This window comes from Nocardioides jensenii JCM 1364 = NBRC 14755 (genome assembly GCF_001552535.1).
Taxonomy (GTDB): Bacteria; Actinomycetota; Actinomycetes; order Propionibacteriales; family Nocardioidaceae; genus Nocardioides; species Nocardioides jensenii.
In genome coordinates this window covers 1-24,610 of record NZ_BCRJ01000010.1, presented here as the reverse complement: position 1 = coordinate 24,610, position 24,610 = coordinate 1, and the positions used below count along the sequence as shown (strand labels likewise).

22 protein-coding genes are annotated in these 24,610 nt (G+C 69.3%); 10 read left to right on the top strand and 12 right to left on the bottom strand.

Annotated features, from left to right (window positions below; genetic code table 11):
• Positions 1 to 31: 31 nt before the first annotated feature.
• Positions 32 to 691, top strand: a complete 660-nt coding sequence (locus tag NJ4_RS05260; RefSeq protein ID WP_067431281.1) for a GNAT family N-acetyltransferase — start codon at positions 32 to 34, stop codon at positions 689 to 691.
• A 30-nt stretch (positions 692 to 721) separates the two neighbouring features.
• Here NJ4_RS05260 and trxA read toward each other — a convergent pair whose 3' ends face one another.
• The 7 genes from trxA to NJ4_RS05225 all read right to left on the bottom strand — a co-directional run bounded on the left by trxA (position 722) and on the right by NJ4_RS05225 (position 9,549).
• Entirely contained in the window at positions 722 to 1,048 is a 327-nt protein-coding gene (gene trxA, locus NJ4_RS05255; protein WP_056684178.1) for a thioredoxin, read from the bottom strand.
• Positions 1,049 to 1,194: 146 nt separating this feature from the next.
• The gene (gene trxB / locus NJ4_RS05250) at positions 1,195 to 2,199 is read right to left on the bottom strand and encodes a thioredoxin-disulfide reductase (RefSeq protein WP_067431276.1); all 1,005 of its coding nucleotides are present in this window, start codon (positions 2,197 to 2,199) and stop codon (positions 1,195 to 1,197) included.
• An 80-nt stretch (positions 2,200 to 2,279) separates the two neighbouring features.
• Positions 2,280 to 3,089: a hypothetical protein gene (locus NJ4_RS05245; protein WP_067431273.1), complete on the bottom strand. Its 810-nt coding sequence runs from the start codon at positions 3,087 to 3,089 to the stop codon at positions 2,280 to 2,282.
• 73 nt (positions 3,090 to 3,162) lie between these two features.
• Positions 3,163 to 3,831, bottom strand: coding sequence for an RNA polymerase sigma factor SigM (gene sigM, locus NJ4_RS05240; RefSeq protein ID WP_067431270.1), 669 nt, complete (start codon positions 3,829 to 3,831; stop codon positions 3,163 to 3,165).
• Complete coding sequence (locus NJ4_RS05235; RefSeq protein ID WP_067431267.1) at positions 3,828 to 5,624, bottom strand: protein kinase family protein; 1,797 nt, start codon at positions 5,622 to 5,624, stop codon at positions 3,828 to 3,830. Before NJ4_RS05235 ends, sigM begins: the two co-directional genes overlap by 4 nt.
• 59 nt (positions 5,625 to 5,683) lie before the next feature.
• The gene (gene murJ, locus NJ4_RS05230) at positions 5,684 to 7,312 is read right to left on the bottom strand and encodes a murein biosynthesis integral membrane protein MurJ (RefSeq protein WP_067431264.1); all 1,629 of its coding nucleotides are present in this window, start codon (positions 7,310 to 7,312) and stop codon (positions 5,684 to 5,686) included.
• Positions 7,309 to 9,549 (bottom strand): hypothetical protein, encoded by a 2,241-nt coding sequence (locus NJ4_RS05225; RefSeq protein ID WP_157550761.1) that lies wholly within the window; start codon positions 9,547 to 9,549, stop codon positions 7,309 to 7,311. The genes murJ and NJ4_RS05225 overlap by 4 nt, the downstream gene beginning before the upstream one ends.
• 55 nt (positions 9,550 to 9,604) lie before the next feature.
• Between NJ4_RS05225 and NJ4_RS05220 the strand changes: the two genes are divergently transcribed.
• From NJ4_RS05220 to rocD, 7 genes are all read left to right on the top strand, one after another.
• Entirely contained in the window at positions 9,605 to 11,041 is a 1,437-nt protein-coding gene (locus NJ4_RS05220; RefSeq protein ID WP_067431257.1) for a CCA tRNA nucleotidyltransferase, read from the top strand.
• Between the two features lie 29 nt (positions 11,042 to 11,070).
• The gene (locus tag NJ4_RS05215) at positions 11,071 to 11,685 is read left to right on the top strand and encodes a hypothetical protein (RefSeq protein ID WP_067431254.1); all 615 of its coding nucleotides are present in this window, start codon (positions 11,071 to 11,073) and stop codon (positions 11,683 to 11,685) included.
• An 84-nt stretch (positions 11,686 to 11,769) separates the two neighbouring features.
• Positions 11,770 to 12,993, top strand: a complete 1,224-nt coding sequence (gene aztD, locus NJ4_RS05210; protein WP_067431252.1) for a zinc metallochaperone AztD — start codon at positions 11,770 to 11,772, stop codon at positions 12,991 to 12,993.
• Positions 12,994 to 13,050: 57 nt separating this feature from the next.
• On the top strand, positions 13,051 to 13,518 hold the full coding sequence (locus NJ4_RS05205; RefSeq protein ID WP_067431250.1) for an SRPBCC family protein: 468 nt from the start codon (positions 13,051 to 13,053) through the stop codon (positions 13,516 to 13,518).
• A 48-nt stretch (positions 13,519 to 13,566) separates the two neighbouring features.
• Positions 13,567 to 14,238, top strand: coding sequence for an AIM24 family protein (locus NJ4_RS05200; protein WP_067431359.1), 672 nt, complete (start codon positions 13,567 to 13,569; stop codon positions 14,236 to 14,238).
• A gap of 1 nt (position 14,239) precedes the next feature.
• Complete coding sequence (locus NJ4_RS05195) at positions 14,240 to 14,953, top strand: AIM24 family protein (protein WP_067431247.1); 714 nt, start codon at positions 14,240 to 14,242, stop codon at positions 14,951 to 14,953.
• A gap of 96 nt (positions 14,954 to 15,049) precedes the next feature.
• Entirely contained in the window at positions 15,050 to 16,291 is a 1,242-nt protein-coding gene (rocD, locus tag NJ4_RS05190; RefSeq protein WP_067431244.1) for an ornithine--oxo-acid transaminase, read from the top strand.
• Between the two features lie 234 nt (positions 16,292 to 16,525).
• Here the strand turns inward: rocD and NJ4_RS05185 are convergent, their stop codons facing one another.
• Both NJ4_RS05185 and NJ4_RS05180 read right to left on the bottom strand, forming a co-directional pair.
• Positions 16,526 to 17,608, bottom strand: a complete 1,083-nt coding sequence (locus NJ4_RS05185) for an inositol-3-phosphate synthase (protein WP_067431241.1) — start codon at positions 17,606 to 17,608, stop codon at positions 16,526 to 16,528.
• Positions 17,609 to 17,713: 105 nt separating this feature from the next.
• Positions 17,714 to 18,289, bottom strand: a complete 576-nt coding sequence (locus NJ4_RS05180; protein WP_067431238.1) for a PadR family transcriptional regulator — start codon at positions 18,287 to 18,289, stop codon at positions 17,714 to 17,716.
• A gap of 166 nt (positions 18,290 to 18,455) precedes the next feature.
• Between NJ4_RS05180 and NJ4_RS05175 the strand changes: the two genes are divergently transcribed.
• Both NJ4_RS05175 and NJ4_RS05170 read left to right on the top strand, forming a co-directional pair.
• Entirely contained in the window at positions 18,456 to 20,753 is a 2,298-nt protein-coding gene (locus NJ4_RS05175) for a transglycosylase domain-containing protein (protein WP_067431235.1), read from the top strand.
• Positions 20,754 to 20,795: 42 nt separating this feature from the next.
• Complete coding sequence (locus NJ4_RS05170) at positions 20,796 to 22,193, top strand: glycosyltransferase family 87 protein (RefSeq protein WP_067431232.1); 1,398 nt, start codon at positions 20,796 to 20,798, stop codon at positions 22,191 to 22,193.
• Here the strand turns inward: NJ4_RS05170 and NJ4_RS05165 are convergent.
• From NJ4_RS05165 to NJ4_RS26330, 3 genes are all read right to left on the bottom strand, one after another.
• Positions 22,154 to 23,197: an alanine racemase gene (locus NJ4_RS05165; RefSeq protein ID WP_067431230.1), complete on the bottom strand. Its 1,044-nt coding sequence runs from the start codon at positions 23,195 to 23,197 to the stop codon at positions 22,154 to 22,156. The genes NJ4_RS05170 and NJ4_RS05165 overlap by 40 nt on opposite strands.
• Positions 23,194 to 24,354, bottom strand: a complete 1,161-nt coding sequence (locus NJ4_RS05160) for a lipid II:glycine glycyltransferase FemX (RefSeq protein WP_067431356.1) — start codon at positions 24,352 to 24,354, stop codon at positions 23,194 to 23,196. The genes NJ4_RS05165 and NJ4_RS05160 overlap by 4 nt, the downstream gene beginning before the upstream one ends.
• Positions 24,355 to 24,364: 10 nt before the next feature.
• Positions 24,365 to 24,610, bottom strand: a 246-nt coding sequence (locus NJ4_RS26330; RefSeq protein ID WP_217996762.1) for a hypothetical protein, incomplete at its 5' end; no start/stop codon positions are given.

Sequence of the window (24,610 nt, the reverse complement as noted above, 5' to 3'; positions counted from 1 at the left end):
GGAGCGGCGACGCGGCCGGAATCGGGTGGTGATGTCGCGCAGGACGGTGCCCCTGACGCTGGACAACCTTGCCGGGCTGCCCAACCCCTGTCAGCACTGTCTGTTCTGGCAGCTCGATCCGGTGCGCCGCGAACGACTCGACGAGGTCGAGTCCGCCCTGCAGAAGGAGGCATGGGTCTCCGAGGTGCTCCGCGACTGGGGGTCGTGCGGGCGGGTCGCGATGGTCGACGACTGTGCGGTGGGCTACCTGATCTACGCCCCGACCGCCTACGTGCCGGGCGTCCTGTCGTTCCCGACGGCCCCGATCTCTCCCGACGCGCTGGTGCTGACCACGGTGTACGTCGACCCGGCCTGGCGTCGGCACGGCATCGGTCGGCTGCTGATTCAGGGCCTGGCCAAGGACCTGATCAAGCGGGACGTGGTGCGGGCCGTCGAGGCGTTCGGCTCGACCAGGGAGCGGCCCGTGGGCCACTGCGTCGTGCCCTCAGCCTTCCTGACCAGCGTGGGCTTCAAGACGCAGCGGGCACACCCGGCCAATCCGCGACTCCGGATGGAGCTTCGCTCGGTGCTCACCTGGAAGGACGAGGTCGAGCAGGCGGTGGAGCGCCTCCTGGGCGTGGTGCGCCCGAAACGACCAGCGCCGAAGGCCGCCCCTGGGGGGATGCCTCCGGCGCGTGGCGGAGTGAGCTGATGATCAACGACCGTTGACCTGACCCGTGGGTCAGTTGATGAACTGGTCGAGTTCCTTCAGCAGCGCGGCCTTGGGCTTCGCGCCGACGATGGACTTCACGACCTCGCCGTTCTGGTAGACGTTGATCGTCGGGATGCCGGTGACTCGGTAGGTCGCCGGGGTGACCGGGTTCTCGTCGACGTTGAGCTTGAAGAAGCCGATCTTGTCGCCGTGCTGACCGGCGATCTCGTCGAGGATCGGGGCGACCTGGCGGCAGGGACCGCACCACTCGGCCCAGAAGTCCACGAGGACGGGCTTGTCTGACTTGAGGACCTCGGCGTCGAACTCGGCGTCGGTCACGGCTGCAATGTTGCCCACGGTTATCCCTTTCATGGTTCCCGGGCTGTCCGGGCTGGAAGCTTGGACTGGGTTCGTGCACCTGGTTCAACACGACCCCACCGACGATCATTCCCGGTCCGGAAGGGATCGGCGTACGGCGGGTGCCCGTCGCGTCAGGAGCGCGTTCAGGCTCCGGCGGTCTGGACTTCCTGGGTGATCGTCTCGGCCTCGGCGGACGCCGCACCGGTGGCCGCGGCGTGGTCGAGGGCGGCGATGTAGCGCTCGGCGTCCAGGGCGGCCGAGCAGCCCGTGCCTGCCGCGGTGATCGCCTGACGGTAGTGGTGGTCGACCAGGTCGCCGGCGGCGAAGACGCCCTCGACGTTCGTGCGGGTGGAGGGCTGGTCGACCAGGACGTAGCCGTTCTCGTCGAGGTCGACCTGGCCGGTCAACAGCTCCGAGCGGGGGTCGTGGCCGACGGCGATGAACAGGCCGGTCGCCTCGAGGGTGCGCTCCTCGCCGGTGACCGTGTCGCGCAGGGTCAGCGACTCGAGCGAGTCGGTGCCGTTGATCGAGGCGACCTCGGAGTTCCAGGCGATGTCGAGCTTCGGGTCGGCGAAGGCGCGCTCCTGCATGATCTTGGAGGCGCGCAGCTCGTCACGGCGGTGGATCAGGGTCACCTTGGAGCCGAAGCGGGTCAGGAAGGTGGCCTCCTCGATCGCGGAGTCGCCACCGCCGACCACGGCGATGTTCTGCTCACGGAAGAAGAAGCCGTCGCAGGTGGCGCACCAGGAGACGCCGCGTCCGGAGAGCTCCTCCTCGTTGGGCAGACCGAGCTTGCGGTAGCCCGAACCGGTGGCGAGGATCACCGAGCGAGCACGGAACTCGCCGTCGGCGGTGCGGACCACCTTGGGGGAGGATGTCAGGTCGACCGAGACCACGTCGTCGGGGATCAGCTCGGCTCCGAAGCGTTCGGCCTGGGCACGCATCTCGTCCATCAGGGCCGGGCCCATGATCCCGTCACGGAAGCCGGGGAAGTTCTCCACCTCGGTGGTGTTCATCAGCGCGCCACCGGCGGTCACCGAGCCCTCGAAGACGAGCGGCTCGAGGTTGGCGCGGGCGGCGTACACGGCTGCGGTGTAGCCGGTCGGGCCGGAGCCGATGATGATCACGTTGCGGACGTCGGTGCTCATGGTGCGCAGGCCTCCCTGGCCGTTGGTCGATCCTGGTGGTCGATCTGGGTACGTCGGGTGCAACCGATCCTACGGGCGGGTCATTCCCCGGCGGGCAGGGTGACCGAATCGACGAATCGGCCGCCGCCGGTGCCGCAGGTGTAGAGGTCGACGGTGCGGCCGCTGGAGGTGGGCGAGTGGAAGACCACGAGGGCGTCACGGCCGCGGTAGGTCGCGGGCTGCAGCCAGCTGTCGGGCACAGGTGGCGTGGGTCCACAGTTCCGGATCCTCAACGACGAGCTGTTGTCGGTGACCTCGGACTTGTAGGCCTTGCCGGCCCGCAACTCGACGTTGCCCAGCTCGACGCGGAGCTCGGCCTCGGCCTCCTTGAGGTCCATCGCCCGGGGCATCGGACCCGACGCCAGGGGGCTGCGACCGGCGTCCTCTGACGGCGTCGCCCGCGGTGGTCCCTCGGACGCCGACATGTCGGGGGCCGAGTCGCCGTTCGCGTGCCCCTCGGCGGAGTTGCTCTGGACGTCGGGCGCCTGGGCACCGTCGTTGTCGGTGGAGCCGGGCAGCATCTGGGTGACCCCGAAGGCGATGGCGGCCACGGCCGCTGCGGAGAGGAGGACGGCCGGCCAGCGCCGCCGCTGGGCCTGCTCACGCCGCTCGGCGAGGGGTACGACGACCGGGCCGGCAGCGACTCCGGCACGGGCGCCGCCAGTGTCGTCAGCCCGGGAGCCGTCCGCGGTCTCGGCAGGGGAGCCACCGGCGCGCTCGCGGGCCAGTCCGGCGAGCACGTCGTCCATCCGGGCGGCGACGTCGTCGGGCAGGGGTTGGTCGTGGCGTGCGTCGGACAGGAGACGGCGTACCGCCTCGTTCTGGGCGGGAGTGAGCTCCGGCTCGGTCATGGCGATTCACCTCCTGGACGGGAAGGGCGGGCACGGGTGGCGTGGACGGTTGGGGTGGACGAGAGACCGGGAGTCAGGCGGGTGGACCGCGCGGCGGGTCCGAGGATGAGACGGGCGAGGTGGCCGGTGGGTTCCGTGAGGTGTCCGGGCTCACCTCCGGGTGACGCAGCACCCCGAGCAGTGGGGCCAGGCGGGCTCGTCCACGGGCGCATCGTGACTTGATCGTGCCCACGGCGCAGTCGAGGATCTCGGCTGCCTCGGCGACCCCGTAGCCCTCCATGTCGACGAGCACCAACGCGGCTCGCTGCTCCTCGGGGAGGGTCAGCAGGGCCTCGATCACGACTCGGCGGCGCTCCGAGACGTCGGCCGCCTCCTCGGGCAGGGGCCCCTGGTCGGACGTGCTCAGCGAGCCGCGACCGGCGTAGGTCTCGAGATCGTCGGGAAGGGCTCCGGCGGCACGCACCTTGTTGGCCCTGATCCGGTCGAGGCAGGCGTTGACCACCACCCGGTGCAACCAGGTGGTCACGGCGGCCTCTCCACGGAAGCTGGCGGCACGCCGGAAGGCGGCGATCAGGCCGTCCTGCAGGGCATCGGCGGCCTCCTCGGGGTTGCCCATGGTGCGCAGTGCCACCGCCCACAGCCGGTCACGGTGCCGGCCGAACAGCTCACCGAAGGCGTCCGGGTCGCCGTCGACATGGGCGCGCAGCAGATCGTGGTCGCTGCGGGGGCCGGGCAGGGTCATTCGCGTACCTGGATCTCGGAGATCTGTCCGCGGTGCTGGCCCTCGCCGCCGGGGATCGAGGTCAGCCAGAGCACGACCCAGCGGCCGGGCGCGGCCTCCTTCGGCCGCAGGAGAGCGCGCCCGTCGGCCGAGGTGGCCCCGGCCACACGATCCAGTCCGTCGACGGACGCGGGCGCCTCGGGGCCGGAGGCGACGTACAGCTCGAGGGCGGTGGGGTCGGCGCCCACCTCGACGCTCACCGAGGCGATGCTCTTGTTCGATCCCAGGTCGATGACGAGTCCGACGCCCGGCTTGAGACCGCCGGGGCCGAAGTCCTGCCGATAGCCCGAGGTCTGCCAGACCGTGGACGGCTTGCCGTCGATGGCCAGTCGGGCCAGGTCGGGGTTCTCCTCAGGCGGGTCGCCGAACGGGTCGAGATCGGAGATCCCGACCGGCTTCAGGACCACGTTGCCGGCGGTGGTGCCCGTGGCCCGCCCGTCGTCGTCGGCGTCGGAGTCATCACCCGAGTCGCGGCCACGGTTGAAGGCGTAGAGCATCGCGACCAGGATCAGGAGCGAGGCCGCGATGATCCAGGCGGTCCGCATCCAGTTGCGTCCGGGGACGGAGTCGTCGTCCTCGTGGTCGTGCTCGGCATCCAGCGACGGAGGAACGGTCCCGGTGCCGGTCTCCCACGGCCAGTAGGCGGCGGAGTCGTGGTTCTCGTGGGGGCGCGGCGTCCGCGTCGCCCGCCCCTCGGGTGGGTCGGGTGCGAAGAGCGGTCGTTCGGGGGTCTCCTCGAAGGGCGGTGGGGGCGGCGGCGGGACCGGGTTCGGGCTGGCCCAGCCGACATCGTCCACGTCGTCGTCGTAGAACACGGGGACTCCGGCCACGGTCTCCTCCGCCGGCTCGGGCGCGGTGACCGGCCCGGGTTCGGGCTCGGGTTCGGGTTCCGGTTCCGGTTCGGGATCGGGGGCGAGCACCAGCGCCTCGATGCGGGGCAGCCGCGGGTTGGTGTTGCCGCGGTGACGAGCGGCTTCGGCCTCGGCCATCGCGGTCGGGTCACCGACGTAGTCCATCAAGGCCGCGGCGATGGCTCCGGCCGAGTCGTAGCCGTGGTCGTGCGGGCCCGGATAGGGGCTGAGCACCTCGTCGCAGAGGGTGTCGAGGGTGCGCGGAACCCCGGCACGCACCTGCCGGGGCCGCAGCGCGCGACCGTGCTGCTGCGGCGCCGACTTCACCGACGAGGTCGAGATGCCCGGCCATTTGCCGGTCAGGGCCGCATAGAGCAGCCCGGCCAGGTCGACGACCTCGGTCGACGTACGACCCTCGGGCAGTCCGTGCAGCGCGGCGTCGACGGCGAAGCCGATCACCTTGACGGTGCCGCGGTTGTCGATCATGACGTTCTCGGGCACCAACCGGCCGTGCGCAACACCGGCGGCGTGGGCGTGGGCGATCATCTCGCTGACCTCGCCGATCAGCCAGGCCGCCCGGCGCGGGGCCAGTGGTCCCTCGGCCAGCATGTTGTTCAGTGAGACGCCCTCACCCCACTCGTTGACCACGTAGCAGGCGCCCGATGTGGTGCCGATGTCGAGGACGCGGAGCAGTCGCGGGTCGAGGATGCGGGCCGAGCGGCGAGCGGCGGCCCGCAGCTCGTCGGCCCGCGGGTCGTCCTCGCTGATGATGTGGACGGCGACGTGCCGGGCCAGGACGTTGTCCCAGGCCAGCCAGAACAACGCGCCGCGCGCCTCGTTGAGGAGGTCGATCAGGCGGTAGCGCTCGGCGATCACGTCGCCCGGCCGCCTCGACCCCTCCATCACGACTCCCTCCTCATCGCGGGTGCCCTCGTGGGCACGGACTCATCGTAGGACGCAAGTCAGCCGCGACGGGGGAGCGGCAGGCGCCGCGTCACGGTCTCGACGAGCTCGTTGACCTCGTGAATGTGCATCAGGCGGGACACGACGAGGAAGACCACGCCGTCGACGGCCGCGACCAGGGCAAGGAACAGCACCGACGAGACGAGTCCGTCACCGGCGCCGAAGAGCGCCTCGAAACCACGGGCCACGGCGTACGCCGCCAGGGCCGCCCCGCCGCCGGCGAGGACGATCCGCACCAGGAACCGCACGAGTCGCGGGGTCTGCATGCCGCCGAGCAGGTGACGCAGCAGCAGGTAGGACCCGCACGCGCCGACGCCGTACGCACCGGCGTAGGCCAGGGCCAGGGCGGGGGCGGTGAAGACGGCGCCGGTGGCCGCGACGAGCACGACGGCCAGGGCGATGTTGACCACCGCGATCACGCACTGCACCCAGAACACGGTGCGGGTGCGTTCGATGGCGTAGAACCCGCGCAGCATCAGGTAGTGCACGGTGAAGAAGAGGATGCCCGGGGCGAAGAGGGCCACCGTGGGTGCGTAGTCCTCGTAGGACTCGGCCGCGGCGCCGTACCCCCAGACGACGCGGGCGATGTCGTGGGAGAGCAGGGGGAGAAGCATCGTGAACGGCACGATGAAGGCCAGGCTGGTGCGCAGGGTGTCGGACAGGGTGCGAGCCAGGTCGGCCGGACGCCCATCCGCGGCGCTGGCCGACAGTGCGGGCAGCACGGCGGTCGCCAGCGAGACCGTCACGATGCCGTGCGGCACCATGGTCAGCAGGAACGCGCCGGAGTAGATCGTGTAGCCGGTGCCGCCGGCACCGTCGGCGGTGCCGCCCGACGCGAGTCGTACGACGACCGTGTAGGCGATCTGGTTGACGATCACGAACAGCACCGTCCACGTGCCCAGCTTCAACGTGTGGCCGAGTCCGGAACCGCGGAAGTCGAACCGGGGGCGGTAGGTGAACCCGGCCTGCCTGAGGTAGGGCACGAGGATCAGGAACTGGGCGGCGATGCCCAGGGTCGAACCGAGACCGAGCACCAGCTCCTCGCCAGTGCTGTAGGCGCCGGTCGACGACGGGCCGAAGACAACGAGGTAGGCCACCAGCACCACCATCGAGATGACGTTGTTGGCGATCGGGGCCCACATCATCGGCCCGAACCTGCCGCGGGCGTTGAGCACCTGCCCGACCAGCACGAACATGCCGTAGAAGAACACCTGCGGCAGGCAGTAGCGGGCGAAGTCGATCACGCTCTCGCGCTCCGCCCCGGCATGGCCGGCGTCGAGGTAGAGCGCCATCACCCAGGGCGCCGCGATGACCAGCACCGCCGTGACCCCGGCCAGGAAGAGTCCGGCCAGGGTGATGATGCGGTTGGTGTAGGCCTCGCCACCGTCGGCGTCGTTCTTCATCGCCCGGATCAGCTGCGGGACGAGGACGGCGTTGAACACGCCTCCCGCCAGCAGGATGTAGAGCATGTTCGGGATCGTGTTGGCGATGTTGAACAGGTCGGCGTGGCCGGCCGTGCCGAGCGCCGCTGCCAGCAGGATCGAACGAATCAGTCCGCTGAAGCGGGAGACCATCGTCCCGGCCGCCATGATCGCGCTGTTGCCGAGGACGGACTTCGAGGCGGTCATGAAGTGCGGGACTTCCGGTAGCGGCGGATCAGACGGACCGGGATGGCCAGGAAGAGGATGCCGACCCCGACCCCGAGGATCACCCAGATCACCTTGCCGACCGAGTTGGAGCGCACACTCATCTCCTCCGAGCTGCCCAGGGCGCGACCCGTGCTGTCGACGGCGACCAGGTCGACCGGGTGCACCCCGATCGAGTGGGTGGTCGCGTTGAGCTGGATGCTGCGCGACGCGTTGGCGCCGACCTCGATCCGCTCGGGGGCGCGGATCTCCACGTTGTCGCGGGTGCGGGCCTCGAGCGACAGGGTCACCGGGACGTCGAGACCGTTGGTGATCTTCACCGCGAACGGTCCGCTGGCCGCGGAGAGGATCACGAATGACGGTGCGTCGATGGTGATCAGCCGGAGCCGGGCGGTCAACCAGGTGGTGGCGTTCCCGGCCAGCTGCTCGGCCGCGACCTGGGCGTCGCGCACCATGTAGGAGGTGTAGGTCAGCGCCTCTTCGGCAGAGCGACGCTCGATGCCGTCGCTGCCGGCGACGATGTCGTCGAGGGTGGCGCCGGCGTTGATCAGCGCCTGTGCGGATCCGAAGGCGCCGCCGCCGAGCTCACGCTCCTGCTGGCGGGTCGGGTAGTCGAGGTGCCGGACGTTGCGCGTGGTGCCGCCGGTGTTGGCCGAGAGCCGACGCAGGTCCAGGAAGGGCTGCTGGAGTCCGTCGAAGAGCTGCTCGCCCGATGTCCCGGGGTCGAAGTCGGTGGGCAGGTTCACCACGAGGGGCTCGGTGCTTCCGGAGAGCGAGCGGATCGCTGCCTCGGCCAGCATGCGCTGACGCACCGTCACCGCGTTCTGCTCCTCCTCCTCGGGGACGTTGAGCAGGGCTGCGTCGTACAACGACATGGTGTGACCGTCGTAGGTCAGCTGTGAGGGGCCGAACGACTCGTCGGCCTCGAGATCCTCCGCGACCCCAGGGATCGCCTCCTCCGACATCAGCATCGTGGTCGCCGGCTCGATCTCGTCGAACGCGTCGGCGGGCAGCAGACCGGACGGCGGCACCACCGCAGGGACGGTCGACATCTTCAACCGCTTGAACACGTCGTCGGACAGGTTGCGGGCCACGCGATAGAGCCGGCTGTCGTACGTCGACGCGGCGGCGACGTCGAGATCGCCGTAGGGGAGGGAGAGCACCTCGTTGGTGGAGGACAGCGAGGTGAGCTCGTCGAGCCAGGCCTGGGCGGACGTGGTGGGTGCCCCCGCCTCGGCCTCCTCGTCCTCGCCGGTGGGCTCCTCCTCGTCGGGTGCTCCGAGCTCGCGGGCGGGGTTGCCGGTGGCGAGCTGTTCGACGGCCGAGACGACGGCCGGGTCCACCGCCCAGGTGACCGGCGCGGAGGCGGAGTCGTCCATCATGTCGGCGAGGTGGGCGAGCCGCCCGTTCTCGAGCATGGCGGCCCACTTCTCAGGGTCGGCGACCCGTCCGTCCGCGTGCCGGCGTACGGCGCCACGCACCGGAACCACCAGCGAGGTCGGCACGGCCGAGTGGCCGGCGTCGACGAGGGGGATGAGCGTGCGCGCCCGGCCGATCGCGTTCGCCGGGCGCTCCCCGTCCTCGGTCGCGGCGAGGGCCTGGACACCGATCTGGTAGATCCCTTCGGTGCCGATGATCCGTGAGCTCCAGACCTCCCGCGTGACGCGGATCGTCCAGGTGCGCGACTGCCCGGGTTCGAGACTGGTGATGCGCTCGTCGAAGTTGCCCTCGGTGGTGATCCGATCGCCGAACGGCAGCCGGGGGTCGGACTCCGCGGCCAGGCCGACCTCTGCGGAGGTGGTGAACGGCGAGGAGGAGATGCGCGGGTAGATCTTGACGTCGCGCCAGAGGTCGTCGCTGGTGTTGGTGACTGTGCCGCTGAGCCGGATCGGCCCCTTGCGCGGAATCACCGACGGTGTCATCGAGTCGATCGTGATGCGGAGAGGGTCGGGCTCGACGGCTGGGGTCGCGCGAGCCTGGGCCGTGCGAGAGACCACGGGCGGCCTGGGCTCCACGGCGGGCTGGGGCGTCGGCCATTCGCCGGACACCCGCGACGTCGCGGGCTCTGAAGCCGGCGCCGATGCGGGGGTGGTCGCGGGGGTGGTCGCGGAGGCGTGGGTGGGAGTGGCCGTGGCCGGAACACTCAGCGCCAGTGTGGGCATCAGGGCCGCCGCGACAGAGACCACGGGCATGCTCAGGGCAGCCAGCGGTCGGATCACGGCGCCGACTCTATCGGCCTGCCGGGCGACTACTCTGTCTCCCGTGCCAACTGCCATGCCTTCCCCGATCCGGATCAGTGACGTCGAGAAGACCGTCGCCCGGGAGCTCGAGCGGATCGCCCCGATCATCGACGAGCTGGGCACCCGTTTCCGCGATGCCGGGCACGAGCTCGCCCTGGTCGGCGGGCCGGTGCGCGACGCGATGCTGGGGCGGCTTCAGGAGGACCTCGACTTCACCACCTCCGCCCACCCGGACGTGACCGAGAAGCTGCTCAAGGGCTGGGCTGACGCGATCTGGGACCTGGGCCGCGCCTTCGGCACGATCGGTTGCCGCAAGGGGGAGTGGCAGGTCGAGATCACCACCTACCGCTCCGAGAAGTACGACGCCGACTCCCGCAAACCTGACGTGGCCTACGGCGACTCCTTGGTCGGTGACCTGGGTCGCCGCGACTTCACCGTGAACTCGATGGCGTTGACCGTGCCGGAGCGGGCCTTCGAGGACCCCTTCGGCGGCATCGTCGACCTGGCCTCGCGCACACTGCGCACGCCGGGTCGCCCGGAGGACTCCTTCTCCGACGACCCGCTGCGCATGATGCGCGCCGCGCGCTTCGCGGCCCAGCTCGGCTTCGAGGTGGCGCCGGACGTGGTCGCCGCGATGACCGCGATGGCCGGCCGCATCGAGATCATCTCGGCCGAGCGGGTGCGCGACGAGCTGGTCAAGCTGATCTGTGCGCCGTTCCCCCGTCGTGGGCTGACCCTCCTCGTGGAGACCGGGCTGGCGGCGTACGTCCTCCCTGAGCTGCCGGCGCTGGCCCTCGAGCGCGACGAGCACCACCGCCACAAGGACGTCTATGAGCACACGTTGATCGTGCTGGAGCAGTCGATCGACCAGGAGGCGCGGCTCGGTCAGGGCCCCGACTTCGTCTCCCGGTTCGCGGCGCTCATGCACGACGTCGGCAAGCCGAAGACCCGTCGCTTCGAGGACGGTGGCGTGGTCACCTTCCATCACCACGACGTGGTGGGCGCCAAGATCACCCGGAAGCGGATGAAGGCGCTGCGCTTCTCCAACGACCAGATCGAGGCGGTCGCCAAGCTGGTCGAGCTGCACCTGCGGTTCCACGGCTACGGCGACGGTGAGTGGACCGACTCCGCCGTACGCCGCTACGTGCGTGATGCCGGCGACCAGCTCGAGCGACTCCACATCCTGACCCGCGCCGACTGCACGACCCGCAACCAGCGCAAGGCGACCCGGCTGCGCAAGGCGTACGACGACCTCGAGGAGCGCATCGAACGGCTCTCCGAGGAGGAGGAGCTGGCCTCGATCCGGCCCGACCTCGACGGCACCCAGATCATGGAGATCCTCGGGATCGCGCCCGGCCGTGAGGTCGGCGAGGCCTACAAGTTCCTGCTCGAGCTGCGCATGGACGAGGGCCCGCAGTCCGAGGAGGCCGCCACCGCCGCGCTGGTGCAGTGGTGGGCCGACCGCGTTTGACCGCTGTCCGGTGTGGACAACCTTCGTTCGTGACCAATCGAGCCGCCGTGCCAGCCCGCCGTACCTCCACTCGGGCAGGCGCCGCGCTGGCCTGCGCCGTCCTCGCCCTCGGCTTGTCCGCGTGTGGTGACGACGACGGCGGCAACGGCGACTCGAACGACAAGACCGGCGCCGGGCACGCGAGTGCCGAAGAGGCGTACACAGCGTTCGCTGCGGCCGTGCGTGACGACGACGCGGATGCGTACCGGGACACCATCACCGAGGGATTCTGGACCGACCTCTCCCCGAAGCGCACCGACGTTGCGGACTATCTGCACGACCAGCACTGGGCGCTCGAGCACGACGTCCTGAAGTTGCCCGAGGAGCCGGACAAGGTGTTGAGCGCCGATGACGTGGGCATCATCGAGAGCCAGGTCGAGAGCGTGGGGAGCCAGGCCGGCCTCGACGGCCTCGGTCTCGACGACGTCGCGGTGATCGTCATCGAGGACAGTCACGTCAGCGTTCCCCAGGAGTGCTTCGACGAGCCCGACGCCGAGGAGTGCTCGCCGTCCGACGAGGCTCGGTCCGACGCGAAGGACGTGAGCCTCGTGATGCTCAGGGATGGGTCGACGTGGCGGGTGGCCGGGATCGAACCTGCCTCCTAGACCGGGGGGAGCCGGGCGCACCGGCGTCCGGCGCCCGACCCCCTCAGTTGACAATCGTTCTCAACAAATCTGAGAATCATTCTCATGAAGAAGTTGAGAATGATTCCCGTCCTGTTGGCCACGTTGATCGCTGGCGCCTGTGGCACCGCGACCGGAGAGCGAGAGCCTGAGGCCGCCTCCTCGTCGGACCCCGACCGCGGCTCGGTCGAGGTGGCCGGCCCCGAGCCACGCCTTGCGGTGACCTACGACGGCGGTGTCCTGGTCCTGCGGGCCCGGGACGGCGAGGTGCTCCTGGACCAGCCCGTCGAGGGGTTCGTGCGGGCCAACCCGGCCGGCGACGACCGGCACGTCCTGCTCTCGACCGGCCGCGGCTTCGAGGCCCTCGACCTCGGCAGCTGGACGCACAGTCACGGCGACCACGGCCACTCCTTCACCGGTGAGCCGCACCTGACCGGCACCGTCGTCGAGGCCGAGGAGCCGGGTCACGTCGTGCACCACGGCGGCCACACGGTGCTCTTCGACGACGGCACCGGGAGCTTCACCGAGCTCGACCCCCACGACCTCGAGCACGGCACTCCCGAGACCGAGTCGGGTGCCACGGACCAGGCGCACCACGGTGTCGCCGTACGACTCGAGGACGGCAACCTGATCCACACCGTCGGCGACAGCGAGACCCGCACCGGCGTACGCCTGGTGACCGCGGCTGGCAACGAGCTCGCCGCCAGCGACGACTGCCCGGGCGTCCACGGCGAGGCGTTCGCCGGCGACGTCGCGGTCTTCGGCTGCGAGGACGGCGCGCTGCTCGTCGACGGCCGCACGATCACCAAGGCGGACAGCCCCGACGCCTACGGCCGGATCGGCAACCAGGCCGGCTCGGGGGCCTCGCCGGTCCTGCTCGGCGACTACAAGACCGACCCGGACGCCGAGCTCGAGCGACCGACCCGGGTCTCCCTCATCGACACGCGCACGGCGCGGGTCCGACTCGTCGACGTGGCGTCGAGCTACACGTTCCGTTCACTCGGGCGTGGGCCGGACGGCGAGGGCCTGGTGCTGGGCACCGACGGCAGGCTGCGCATCATCGACGTGACCTCGGGGAAGATCACCGCGGCGATCCCGGTGCTCAAGGCGTGGCGGGAGCCGGTCGACTGGCAGCAGCCGCGACCGGCGCTCGAGGTCCTCGACGGGACGGCGTACGTCACCGACCCGGCCGCGTCGAGGATCCACGTGGTCGACCTGGGGTCGGGGAAGGTGACCGACACCCTCGACCTCCCCGTGGTGCCGAACGAGCTGGTCGCCTCGGCGGGTTGATCCCACGTTGTGACCCTCCGGTAACACGTTCCTGTTCCTGCACTAGCGTCCCTCGTCATGACTGAGGTTCTGGAACTGCTCGAAGAGACCATCGAGATCGACGCCGACCCGGCCGCCGTGTGGGCGCTGGTCACCGACCTGCCGCGGATGGCGACGTGGAGCCCCCAGGTGGTGAAGACGATCGTCCGCGGGGACGGCATCTCGCTGGGCACCCGCACGGTCAACATCAACCGGCGCGGACTCCTGGTCTGGCCGACCCGGTCGAAGGTGATCCGGTTCGAGCCGGAGCGGGAGTTCGCGTTCCGGATCAAGGACAACCGCTCGGTCTGGTCCTTCACGCTCGAGCCCATCGCCGGGGGCACCCGGGTGGTGCAACGGCGTCAGGTCCCGGACGGGACCACGAAGATCTCCGACAGCCTGATCAAGGCGGTCATGGGCGGGCAGAAGTCCTTCCAGCTGGAGCTGCGTGGCGGCATGCGACAGACCCTGAAGCGGATCAAGGCCGACGCCGAGCGCTCTGCCTGAGGGCACCGAGGGTTTGTCGGTGGGGTCGATGGGGGCATGCTTGGCGCCATGAAGAGCGACCTTTTCGACCAGGCGAACCTCCGCGTGCAGAGCCAGGAGCGGTTCACCCTCCAGAACGACCAGATGCTGCGGGTCGGCCTCGGCCCGGACGTTCTGGCGGCCAAGGGCGCGATGGTGGCCTACACCGGCCAGGTGCAGTTCACCCACGAGAAGTCCGGCTCGATGGCCAAGCTCGCCAAGAAGATCGTCACCAGTGAGGACGTCTCACTGATGCGGGTCTCCGGGCAGGGGGAGGTCTACTTCGCCTCCGACGCGGGCTACGTCTTCCTGATGGAGCTGGAGAACGAGGGGATCAGCCTCAACTACCGCAACCTGCTCGCTTTCGACTCCTCACTGACCTGGGACATCAACCGGGTCAAGGGCGCCGGCCTGATGACCGGTGGCCTGTTCAACACCACGGTCGGTGGGTCCGGGACCGTGGCCGTGGCGTGCATCGGCAAGCCGACCGTCTTCGACTGCTCGCAGCAACCGGTCTTCGTCGACCCCAACTCGGCGGTGTGCTGGTCCGCGGGCCTGGCCCCCGGCATCAACAACTCGATGAACATGGGCTCGATGCTGCGCGGCGGCTCGGGCGAGGCCATCCAGTACGTCTTCCACGGGCCCGGGTTCGTCGTCGTCCAGTCCTATGAGTGGACGCCGGTCGCCGCCGGAGGCAAGTGACATGAAGAGCCGCATCTTCGAGGCCGAGAACCTGCCGGTGCGCAGCGAGGAGCGCTGGGCCCTGCAGAACAACCGCACCCTGCGCGTCGGCCTGGGTCCCGACGTCCTGGCCACCAAGGGCACGATGGTCGGCTTCCTGGGGCAGCTCGCCTTCCATCACGAGAAGTCCGGCTCGATGGGCAAGCTGGCCAAGAAGGTCGTCACCGGTGAGGACGTCTCGTTGATGCGGGTCTCCGGGCAGGGCGAGGTCTACTTCGCCGACGAGGCCGGCTACGTCCACCTGCTCCACCTCGAGAACGAGGGCATCAGCGTCAACTTCCGCAACCTCCTCGCTTTCGACTCCTCACTGACCTGGGACATCAACCGGGTCAAGGGCGCCGGCCTGATGACCGGCGGCCTGTTCAACACCACGGTCGGTGGCACGGGCACGCTGGCGATCAACGTGGTCGGCAAGCCGATCGTCCTCGACTGCTCCCAACAGCCCGTGTACGTCGACCGCAACGCCGCGGTCTGCTGGTCGGCCAACCTGACCCCCACCACGCACAGCTCGATGAACATGGGCTCGATGCTGCGCGGTGGCTCGGGTGAGGCGCTGCAGATGGTTCTCCACGGACCGGGCTTCGTCGTGGTCCAGGCCTACGAGTGGCGTCCGCCGCCCGCCCCGGAGAAGAAGAGCGGCAGCCTCCTCGGCAGCATCGGCGACCTGATTCCGTGAGGCAGTTGCGTTCCGTCACGGGTGGCGCGGCGGCGGGCTGATCTTGCCGGGTCGCAGGTTCGTCATTTCCCGGTCGGGGTGACTATCGTCACCGACATGACCAACCACGACGAACTCGCCGGAGTCAGTGAGGCACAGCAGGCCGCCATCGCGGTCGTGGATGCCCACGCAGCCCACAACTACCACCCGCTTCCGGTGGTGGTCGCCGAGGCGAGTGGCGCGACCGTCACCGACATCGACGGCAAGGTCTACCTCGACTGCCTGGCGGCGTACTCCGCGGTGAACTTCGGGCACTGCAACCCGCAGCTGACCAAGGTCGCCAAGGAGCAGCTCGACAAGGTCACCCTGACCAGCCGGGCCTTCCACTCCGCCGCGCTGGGTCCCTTCGCGGAGGCGCTGGCGCGCCTGGCCAAGAAGGACATGATCCTGCCGATGAACACCGGCGCCGAGGCCGTCGAGTCCGCGATCAAGGTGGCCCGCAAGTGGGGCTACGAGGTCAAGGGCGTGGCCGCCGACCAGGCCGACATCATCGTGATGGCCGGCAACTTCCACGGCCGCACCACCACCATCGTCAGCTTCAGCGACGACCCGGAGGCGCACGACAACTACGGACCGTTCACGCCCGGCTTCACCACCGTGCCGTACGGCGACGCCGACGCGATCGAGGCGGCCATCACCGAGAACACCGTCGCAGTGCTGGTCGAGCCGATCCAGGGCGAGGCCGGGGTGGGCATCCCACCGGCCGACTTCCTGCCTCGGGTCCGCGAGATCACCTCGGCGAACAACGTCCTGTTCATCGCCGACGAGATCCAGTCCGGGCTCGGCCGCACCGGCGCCACCTTCCAGTGCGACAACGTCGGTGTCGTGCCCGACCTCTACCTGCTCGGCAAGGCCCTCGGCGCCGGCATCGTCCCGGTCTCCGCCGTGGTCGGCAACAAGGACGTGCTCGGGGTGCTCCAGCCCGGGCAGCACGGCTCGACCTTCGGCGGCAACCCGCTGGCCGCCGCGGTCGGGCTGGCCGTCGTCGAGCTGCTCGAGACCGGCGAGATGCAGGAGCGTGCCCGTCGACTGGGTGAGCGCCTGGGCGCCGGGCTGCGCGGCTTCGAGGGCAAGGGCGTGACCGCGGTCCGCTGCCAGGGCCTGTGGGCCGGCATCGACATCGACCCGGACGTCGCCACCGCCCGCGAGGTCTGCCAGCGGCTGCTCGAGCGCGGCATCCTGGCCAAGGACACCCACGGTCAGACCGTGCGCCTGGCTCCGCCGATCGTGATCACCGAGGACGAGCTCGAGTGGGCGCTCACGCAGTTCGGTGAGGTGCTCGCCGAGCTGCTCGCCTGAGTCGTGGGGTGACGTCACGAGTTGTTGAGTTTCGCGCGTCGAGTTGTTGATCTTCGTCAGTTGAGTCGGCGATTTCCGTTCGCGATCGGTACGACGTACCGCGTCGACGTACGAAAACAAACAACTCGAAGAACGAAAATCAACAACTCGCGACACCAGAACGCACGAGTGGTGGGGAAATGAGGACCGCCGCCCACCCCGAAGGATGAGCGGCGGTTCTGTGGTGTCAGTGAGTCACTCGCCGGCGATGAACTTCTCAAGCTGGATGCGACCCTCGGTGTCCTCGATCTGGACCGGCGGGGACTTCATCAGGTAGGCCGAGGCGGGGATCACCGGACCGCCGTGACCGCGGTCCTTGGCGATCTTGGCGGCACGCACCGCGTCGATGATGATGCCGGCGCTGTTCGGGGAGTCCCAGACCTCGAGCTTGTACTCGAGGTTCAGCGGAACGTCACCGAAGGCGCGACCCTCGAGGCGGACGTAGGCCCACTTGCGGTCGTCGAGCCAGGCCACGTAGTCCGAAGGACCGATGTGGACGTTGCGGCTGTCCTTGAGGCCGGCCAGGGAGCCGGTCAGGTTGGACGTGACGGCCTGGGTCTTGGAGACCTTCTTGGACTCCAGGCGCTCGCGCTCGAGCATGTTCTTGAAGTCCATGTTGCCGCCGACGTTGAGCTGGTAGGTGCGGTCCAGCGTCACGCCGCGGTCCTCGAACAGCTTGGCCATCACGCGGTGCGTGATGGTCGCGCCGACCTGCGACTTGATGTCGTCACCGACGATCGGGACGCCGGCGTCCTCGAACTTCTTGGCCCACACGGGGTCGGAGGCGATGAAGACCGGCAGCGCGTTGACGAAGGCGACCTTCGCGTCGATGGCGCACTGGGCGTAGAACTTGTCGGCCTCTTCGGACCCGACCGGCAGGTAGGAGACGAGGACGTCGACCTTGTTGTCCTTGAGCACCTGCACCACGTCGACCGGCTCGGCATCCGACTGGTCGATGGTCTCGAGGTAGTACTTGCCCAGACCGTCGAGCGTCGGGCCACGCTGGACGATGACGCCCGTGGGCGGGACGTCGGCGATCTTGATGGTGTTGTTCTCGGAGGCCTGGGTGGCCTCGGAGAGGTCGAAGCCGACCTTCTTGGCGTCGACGTCGAAGGCGGCGACGAACTCGACGTCCGAGACGTGGTAGTCGCCGAACTTCACGTGCATCAGCCCGGGGACCGTGCTCTCCGGGTCGGCGTCCTTGTAGTACTCGACGCCCTGGACCAGGGAGGTGGCGCAGTTGCCGACTCCCACGATTGCTACGCGTACCGAACCCATTCGGTTTCCTCTTCCTGCTCTTGACGGGGCATGCTGCCCTCGGGCCTGTCCTGCTTGTTCCTGCTGACTGCTCGTGCTGTCTTGCTCGGGTGGTGCTGGTGGTGCTCAGGTCTGTGGTTCGACCGGTGGTTGCTGCTGGTTCCGCTCGGCGTTGATGAGGTCGGAGAGCCAGCGGACCTCGCGTTCCACCGACTCGACGCCGTGACGCTGCAGCTCGGAGGCGTACTGGTCCATCTCCTTCTGGGTCAGGGCCAGCTGGGACTGGACCCTGTCGAGCCGCTCCTGGAGACGGGTACGCCGACCTTCCAGCACGCGGAGACGGATCTCCATGTCGGTGCGCCCGAAGAAGGCGAACCGGATGTCGAAGTTGTCGTCCTCCCACGCCGTGGGACCGACCTCCGACATCAACCGGATGAACTCGCGATCACCGGTCTCGGTCAACTGATAGACGATCCGGGGCCGCCGGCTGACCACGGCTCCCGGTTTGACGGTGACGGTGCGTTCCTCGATCCACGAGGAGCGCAGCATCTTCTTCAGCGCCGGGTAGAGAGAGCCGTAGGAGAGCACCCGCCCCCATCCGAGCATCAGGTTCAGGCGCTTGCGGAGCTCGTATCCGTGCATGGGTGACTCGTGCAGCAGTCCCAGGACTGCCAGCTCGATCGTCTCTCCGCGCCTTGCCACCGACCTATCGTAGCGATATATCGCCGACACGTGAAACTGCGGGTGAACGCGGGGTGTTGCGCGTCGCAGATCGGGGTGAACCAGGGTGGGCCGCGTACTCTTTCCCATCGGCCCATGACGTACCCGTGCCCCCGGCGGTACGACGCACCCCCACGGAGACCCGCACGTGACTGGAAAGCGCAAAGCCGGTGCCTCTTCGCCGAAGCAGACATCCGCGAAGAAGCCCGAGGAGACACCGCTGAAGCGACGCGTGAAGAAGACGCTCAAGTGGACCTCGATCAGCGGTCTCGTGCTGGTGCTGATCGGCGCGATCGCGTTCGTCGTCCTCTACAACACGATCGACATCCCCGACCCGAACGCCGACTTCCAGACCGAGACGACCCACGTCTACTACCAGGACGGCAAGACCGAGCTGGGCCGCTACGCCCGACAGAACCGCAACTCGATCTCGCTCGAGGAGATGCCCGACAGCATCAAGGACGGCGTCGTCGCCGCCGAGAACCAGAGCTTCTGGACCGACAAGGGGATCGACCCCAAGGGCATCCTCCGGGCCGCGTTCAGCAACGCGAAGGGCAACGCCCAGCAGGGTGCCTCGACGATCACCCAGCAGTACGTCAAGATTCTCTACCTCAGCCAGGAGCGCTCCTACACCCGCAAGGTCAAGGAGGCGATCGTCTCCTTGAAGCTGCAGCGTCAGCAGAGCAAGGAGGAGATCCTCGAGGGCTACCTCAACACGATCTACTTCGGTCGCGGCGCCTACGGGATCGACGCCGCCGCGCACGCCTTCTTCGACAAGCCGGCCAAGAAGCTCAAGCTGCGAGAGAGCGCCGTCCTCGCCTCGGTGATCAACAACCCGACCCTGTTCGACCCGGCCAACGGCAAGGCCAACCGGGCCGCGCTCCTGGAGCGGTTCCACTACGTCCTCGGCGAGATGGCCGACATGAACTCCATCACCGAGGAGCAGGCCGTCCGGGCCGAGCGCCGGCTGCCGAAGTTCCCCAAGATCAAGTCCGAAGGGTCCTACGCCGGCCAACGCGGCCACATGCTCGAGATGATCAAGAAGGAGCTGGTCCGCCTCGGCTTCGACGAGCAGCAGATCAACGGCGGTGGACTGAAGGTGACCACCACCCTCGACAAGAGTGCGATGGCGGCTGCCGAGGAAGGCATCGCCGAGGCGCGTCCCGACGGCCTCAAGCAGCTCCACGTCGCGAGCGCCAGCGTCGAACCCGGAACCGGTGCCCTGCGCAGCTTCTACGGCGGCCAGGACTACCTGAAGTCCCAGATCAACTGGGCCGTCTCCGGCGGCCAGCCCGGGTCGTCGTTCAAGCCGTTCGCGCTGGCCGCGGGCATCCAGGCCGGCTTCTCCCTCAAGGACACCTTCGACGGCAACTCGCCGTTCTACTTCGAGAACGGCACCAAGGGCCCCCGCAACGAGGGCACCGGCCCTGACGGCCAGGGCACCGACTACGGGTCGTCGGTCAACCTGATCAAGGGCACCGAGGAGTCCATCAACACGGTGTACGCCGACCTGACCGACTCCATGCCCGACGGCCCGCAGAAGATCCTCGACATGGCCAACGCGATGGGCATCCCGAAGTGGAAGAAGCGCGAGGGGACGATGGACAACCTGCGCGACTCCCCGGGGCTGCAGGCCAACTCCGGCATCGCGCTCGGTTCGGCGACGGTCAGCCCGATCAACATGGCCAACGCCTACGCCACGATCGCCAACGGCGGTGAGGCCGCACCGGTCTACATGATCGAGAGGGTCGAGGACCGCGACGGCACCGAGCTCTACCGCCACAAGGTGCACACCAAGCGGGTGCTCGACGAGGACATCGCCGCCGACGTCTCCTACGCGCTGCAGGAGGTGGTCACGAACGGCACCGGTGCCAACGCCCAGTCGCTCGGCCGTCCCGCCGCGGGCAAGACCGGCACGGCGACGAACGCCGACGACAACGTGTCGTCCTCGTGGTTCGTGGGCTACACCCCGCAGATGGCCACGGCCGTGATGTACGTGCGCGGCAAGGGCAACGAGAGTCTCGAGGGCTACCTCGAGCCGTTCTACGGGGCGACGTACCCGACCCAGACCTGGACCGCGATCATGAGCCGCCTGATGGACGGCAAGGAGGTCGAGTACTTCCCGGAGCCGGTCTTCGTCGACGGTGAGGCGCCCGACGAGGGCCACGCCCCCTACGTGCCGCCGCCGCCCCCGCCGCCGAAGAAGTCCGAGAAGCCGAAGCCGTCGAAGACGAAGTCCGAGAAGCCGACGGACAAGCCGACGACGTCCGCGCCGCCGACCACCACCCCGCCGACGACGACGCCGCCGACCACCGATCCGCCGACGAGCGACCCGGGTGAGCCCTGCACCGTCCTCAACTGCCCGAGCGATCCCGCGAGTGGCGACACCGGCAACGGCAACGGAAACGGCACGAAGCCGCGGCAGTCGGCCACCCGGAGCGAATGAGCCAGGGTGAGCCCTCCCGATTCTGAGTCCCACCCTCAGGACGTGGCTGCCCCGACCCGTGAGGACTCGGTCGCCGCGGCGCTGAGCGAGAGCGTCGGCGGCCCCGTCGGCGAGCACGCGGCCCCGCACCGCTGGTGGACCCCGGTGCGGGTGATCCTGGCGATGGCCGCGGTGGTCTTCGCGCTCGGCATGGTGCAGAAGGGTCCCTGCTACTCCGAGAACTGGATGAACGGCCAGGACCGGTATGCCCAGATGTGCTACTCCGACCTGCCCTACCTGTACGTCGGCCGCGGGTTCGTCGAGCTGAACTGGCCCTACACCTCCGACGAGGAGTCCCGGGCCCGCTTCGACGTGATGGAGTACCCGGTCGGCATCTCCTACTTCGCGTGGGGCGCGGCCTGGGCCACGCACTGGGTCAGTGGCTCCCCCGACGTCTCGGCGAGATCGCAGCTGCCGCTCGGGGACCTGTACGCCGACCCGGACGTGCTCGACGAGCTCACGACGTACGTCGCGGTCAGTGCGGTGCTGTTGGGCCTGGCCACCCTGCTCACCGCCTGGTTCCTGGCCCGCACCCATCGCCACCGGCCCTGGGACGCCGCCCTCTTCGCGCTGTCACCGGCGTTGCTGTTCAACGCCCTGGTGAACTGGGACCTGCTCGCGGTGGCGTTGGTCGCCGGCGCGCTCTGGGCGTGGTCGCGTGACAGACCGGTGCTCACCGGGGTGATGATCGGCCTGGGCACGGCCACCAAGCTCTACCCGTTGTTCCTGATCGGCGGTCTGCTGATCATCTGCGTGCGACAACGCAGGTTGCCCGACCTGCTCAAGGTCACCGTCTCGGCCGGGTTCGCCTGGGTGCTGGCCAACGCGCCGGCGTACCTCTCCTCGGAATCGGCCTGGAAGGTGTTCTGGACCTTCAACGAGAAGCGCGGGGCCGACCTCGGCAGTGTCTGGATGGTCCTCGACCAGGCCGGCCTGTCCTTCAGCTGGCACGAGATCAACACGTCCTCCTGGATCTTCTTCATCGCCTGGTGTGCCCTGGTGCTGCTGATCGGACTGGCCGCCCCGGAGACGCCGCGGCTGGCCCAGCTCGGGTTCCTGATCGTGGCCGGCTTCCTGCTGGTCAACAAGGTCTACTCACCGCAGTACGTGCTCTGGCTCCTGCCGCTGGCAGTGCTGGCCCGGCCGCGCTGGCGTGACCAGATCATCTGGCAGTCCGGCGAGCTGCTCTACTTCGCCAGCGTGTGGTGGTATCTCGGCGGCTACCTGCAGCCGGGCTCCGGCGACGACCCGGGGTTCTACTGGCTGGCGATCGCGGTGCGCATCGCGTGCGAGCTCTATCTGGTCGCGATCGTGGTGCGCGACGTCCTGCGCCCCCACCACGACCCGGTCCGGGCCCGTGATCAGGAGATGACGACGCGGTCGAACGCGGTCGCGGTGTAGCGCACGCGCACGTCGATCTCGTCGCCGACGGCGGGGACCGGTGCCCCCTGCGGGACGAACAGCATGCTGGCCTGCATGTGCGGCGGCTCGGCGAAGAGTCGCTGCTTGCCGCCGATGCTGTACGGCGACCGCACGAAACCGGCCGCGTCGAGCCCACCCCGGGCGATCGCCCCGGCTCGGGCCTTGATCGTGCTCGCACCAGTCGGGGCCTCGAGTCCGATGCCGTGCGCGGTACCGCCGCTGACCACCAGGACGGTGCCGGTCTTGGGCGCGGCCCGGCCGCGGTAGCCGAACAGGTCGCCGCGCTCGACCTCGTGGGCGTCGAGCACGGTGGCTCGCACCGCGAAGGCGCCGCGGTCACCGAGCCAGAGGTCGGTGCCGATGCGCGGGCGGATCGTGTAGTCGGGCCAGGAACGCCCCAACTGGGCCAGCTCGGCGTCGGTCAGGTGGCTGACCCAGATCGTGGTCGGGGGCAGCCCGGCGGCCACGGCGTCGGTCATCAGCCGTTGCACCTCGGAGAGGTGGGAGGCGCCGCCCATCGGCAGGTGGAAGGCGATGCCCTCGAAGCCGGCCGACTCGTTGCTCTGCAGGAAGTCACCGGCGGCCCGCAGCTCGCGCGGGGTGAAGCCGTGGCGCAGCATCGAGGTCAGCCGCTCGAGCACGAACCGGGCCTCGGGGTCGCGGGCCAACAGACCCTTCAGGTCCTCGAGCCGACCGACCGTGTGGATCACCCGCGGGTTCGGCTCGGTGGGTGCCTCGAAGTCACGCCACGGGGTCAGCACCAGCAGCGAGGCGGGGAAGTGGTCGGCCACCGCGGGCAGCTCGGCGTACGTGCCGACCGCGAGCGTGTCGACGCCCAGGGCGCGGGCCTCTTCGGCGAGGCGGGCGTTGCCCAGGCCGTAGCCGTTGCCCTTCGCGACCGGCACCAGCTCGGGCTGGGTGGCCAGAATCCGGTGCTGGTTGGCGCGGAACCGGGCCGCGTCGACGTAGAGGGTGACGCTCATGAGCGCCTCCGCATGTAGAGGTCGAACGCCTTGTAGAGCGCCCGGTTGATCGGGAAGTCCCACTCGCCGGCGTACTCCACGGCCTCGCCGCCGGTGCCGACCTTGAACTGGATCAGCCCGACGTGGGCGTCGTCGGAGTCGAGCGTGTCGGTGATGCCGCGCAGGTCGTAGACGTCGCAGCCGGCGGCCAGCGAGTCCTGGATCATCGCCCACTGGGCGGCGTTCGAGCCGCGCACCTCGCGCTTCTCGGTGGAGGAGGCGCCGTAGGAGTACCAGCTGTGCGTCCCGACCCGGATCCAGATGGTCGCGGCGACGAGAGCGCCCTCGTGCCGGGCCAGGTAGAGGCGGATCTCGACCGTCGGGTCCTCGCCACCCTCACTCCCCAGCGCCTCGAACATGGTCCGGAAGTAGCCCAGGGGCCGCGGGGTGAAGTGGTCGCGCTGGGCGGTGTGCACGTAGAGCTCGTGGAACAGGGCGAGGTCGTCGATCGTGCCGCGCACCACCTCGACGCCCTCCTTGGCCGCCTTCTTGATGTTGCGCCGCCACTGCTGGTTCATCCCCGTGAGGACCTCGTCCTCGGTGCGGGGGGTGCCGTCCTCGTGACGCAGCGGGATCACGAAGTTGAACTGCGGCTGGCCGGCCGCGAAGCCACCCTCGGCGACCTGGAGCCTCCAGCCGAGCTGGTTCAGCTGGCTGACCACTCCGGCTCCGACCATCCCGCGCTCGAGGGGAGCGACCTCGCCGAGCCGGCGTACGTCGTCCGAGGCGATGCCCTCCTTGACCTGCGCGGCGGACCAGCGGACGGTCACCACGGGCGGCCCCATCCTGACGCCGAACGCGCCGGCCTTGCGCACGTGGGTGACCATCGGCGCCAACCAGGCGGCCAGGTTGGGGTCGCTCCAGTCGATCACCGGACCCTCGGGCAGGTACGCCAGGAACCGCTTCACCTTGGGCAGCTGTCGGTAGAGGACCAGCGCGGCCCCGGCCAACTCATCGCCGCGGAACCAGCCGATCGACTCCCGCCTCCACTCGGCCTTCACCGCGCCCCAGGCCGGCGTCTGCAGGAAGCTCGCTGAGCGTTGCTCACGCAGGAAGGCCAGGTGCTCGTCGGGCGTGATGGTGCGGACGGTCAACGGGGCGGCAGCGGGGGAAGACACGAGGGCGAGGCTACCGGGCGGTGCGGCCGAGTGAACCCCCACGTCGCTCGATCGCCCGCCCGGTGTCCTCAGGTGTTCCGACGCTCAGGAGTGGGGTCTGGTTCTCCAGATACAGGAGAAGGAGAAAATTGTTTCTCCCGGGTATCTGGGCCGTGCTCTGGCACACCTGTACGGGTATGACGACAATGCAGGTGATGAGCTCTCCACCGCGTGACTCGACACCCGCCACCCCACGATCGGCCTCCGGGCCGACCGC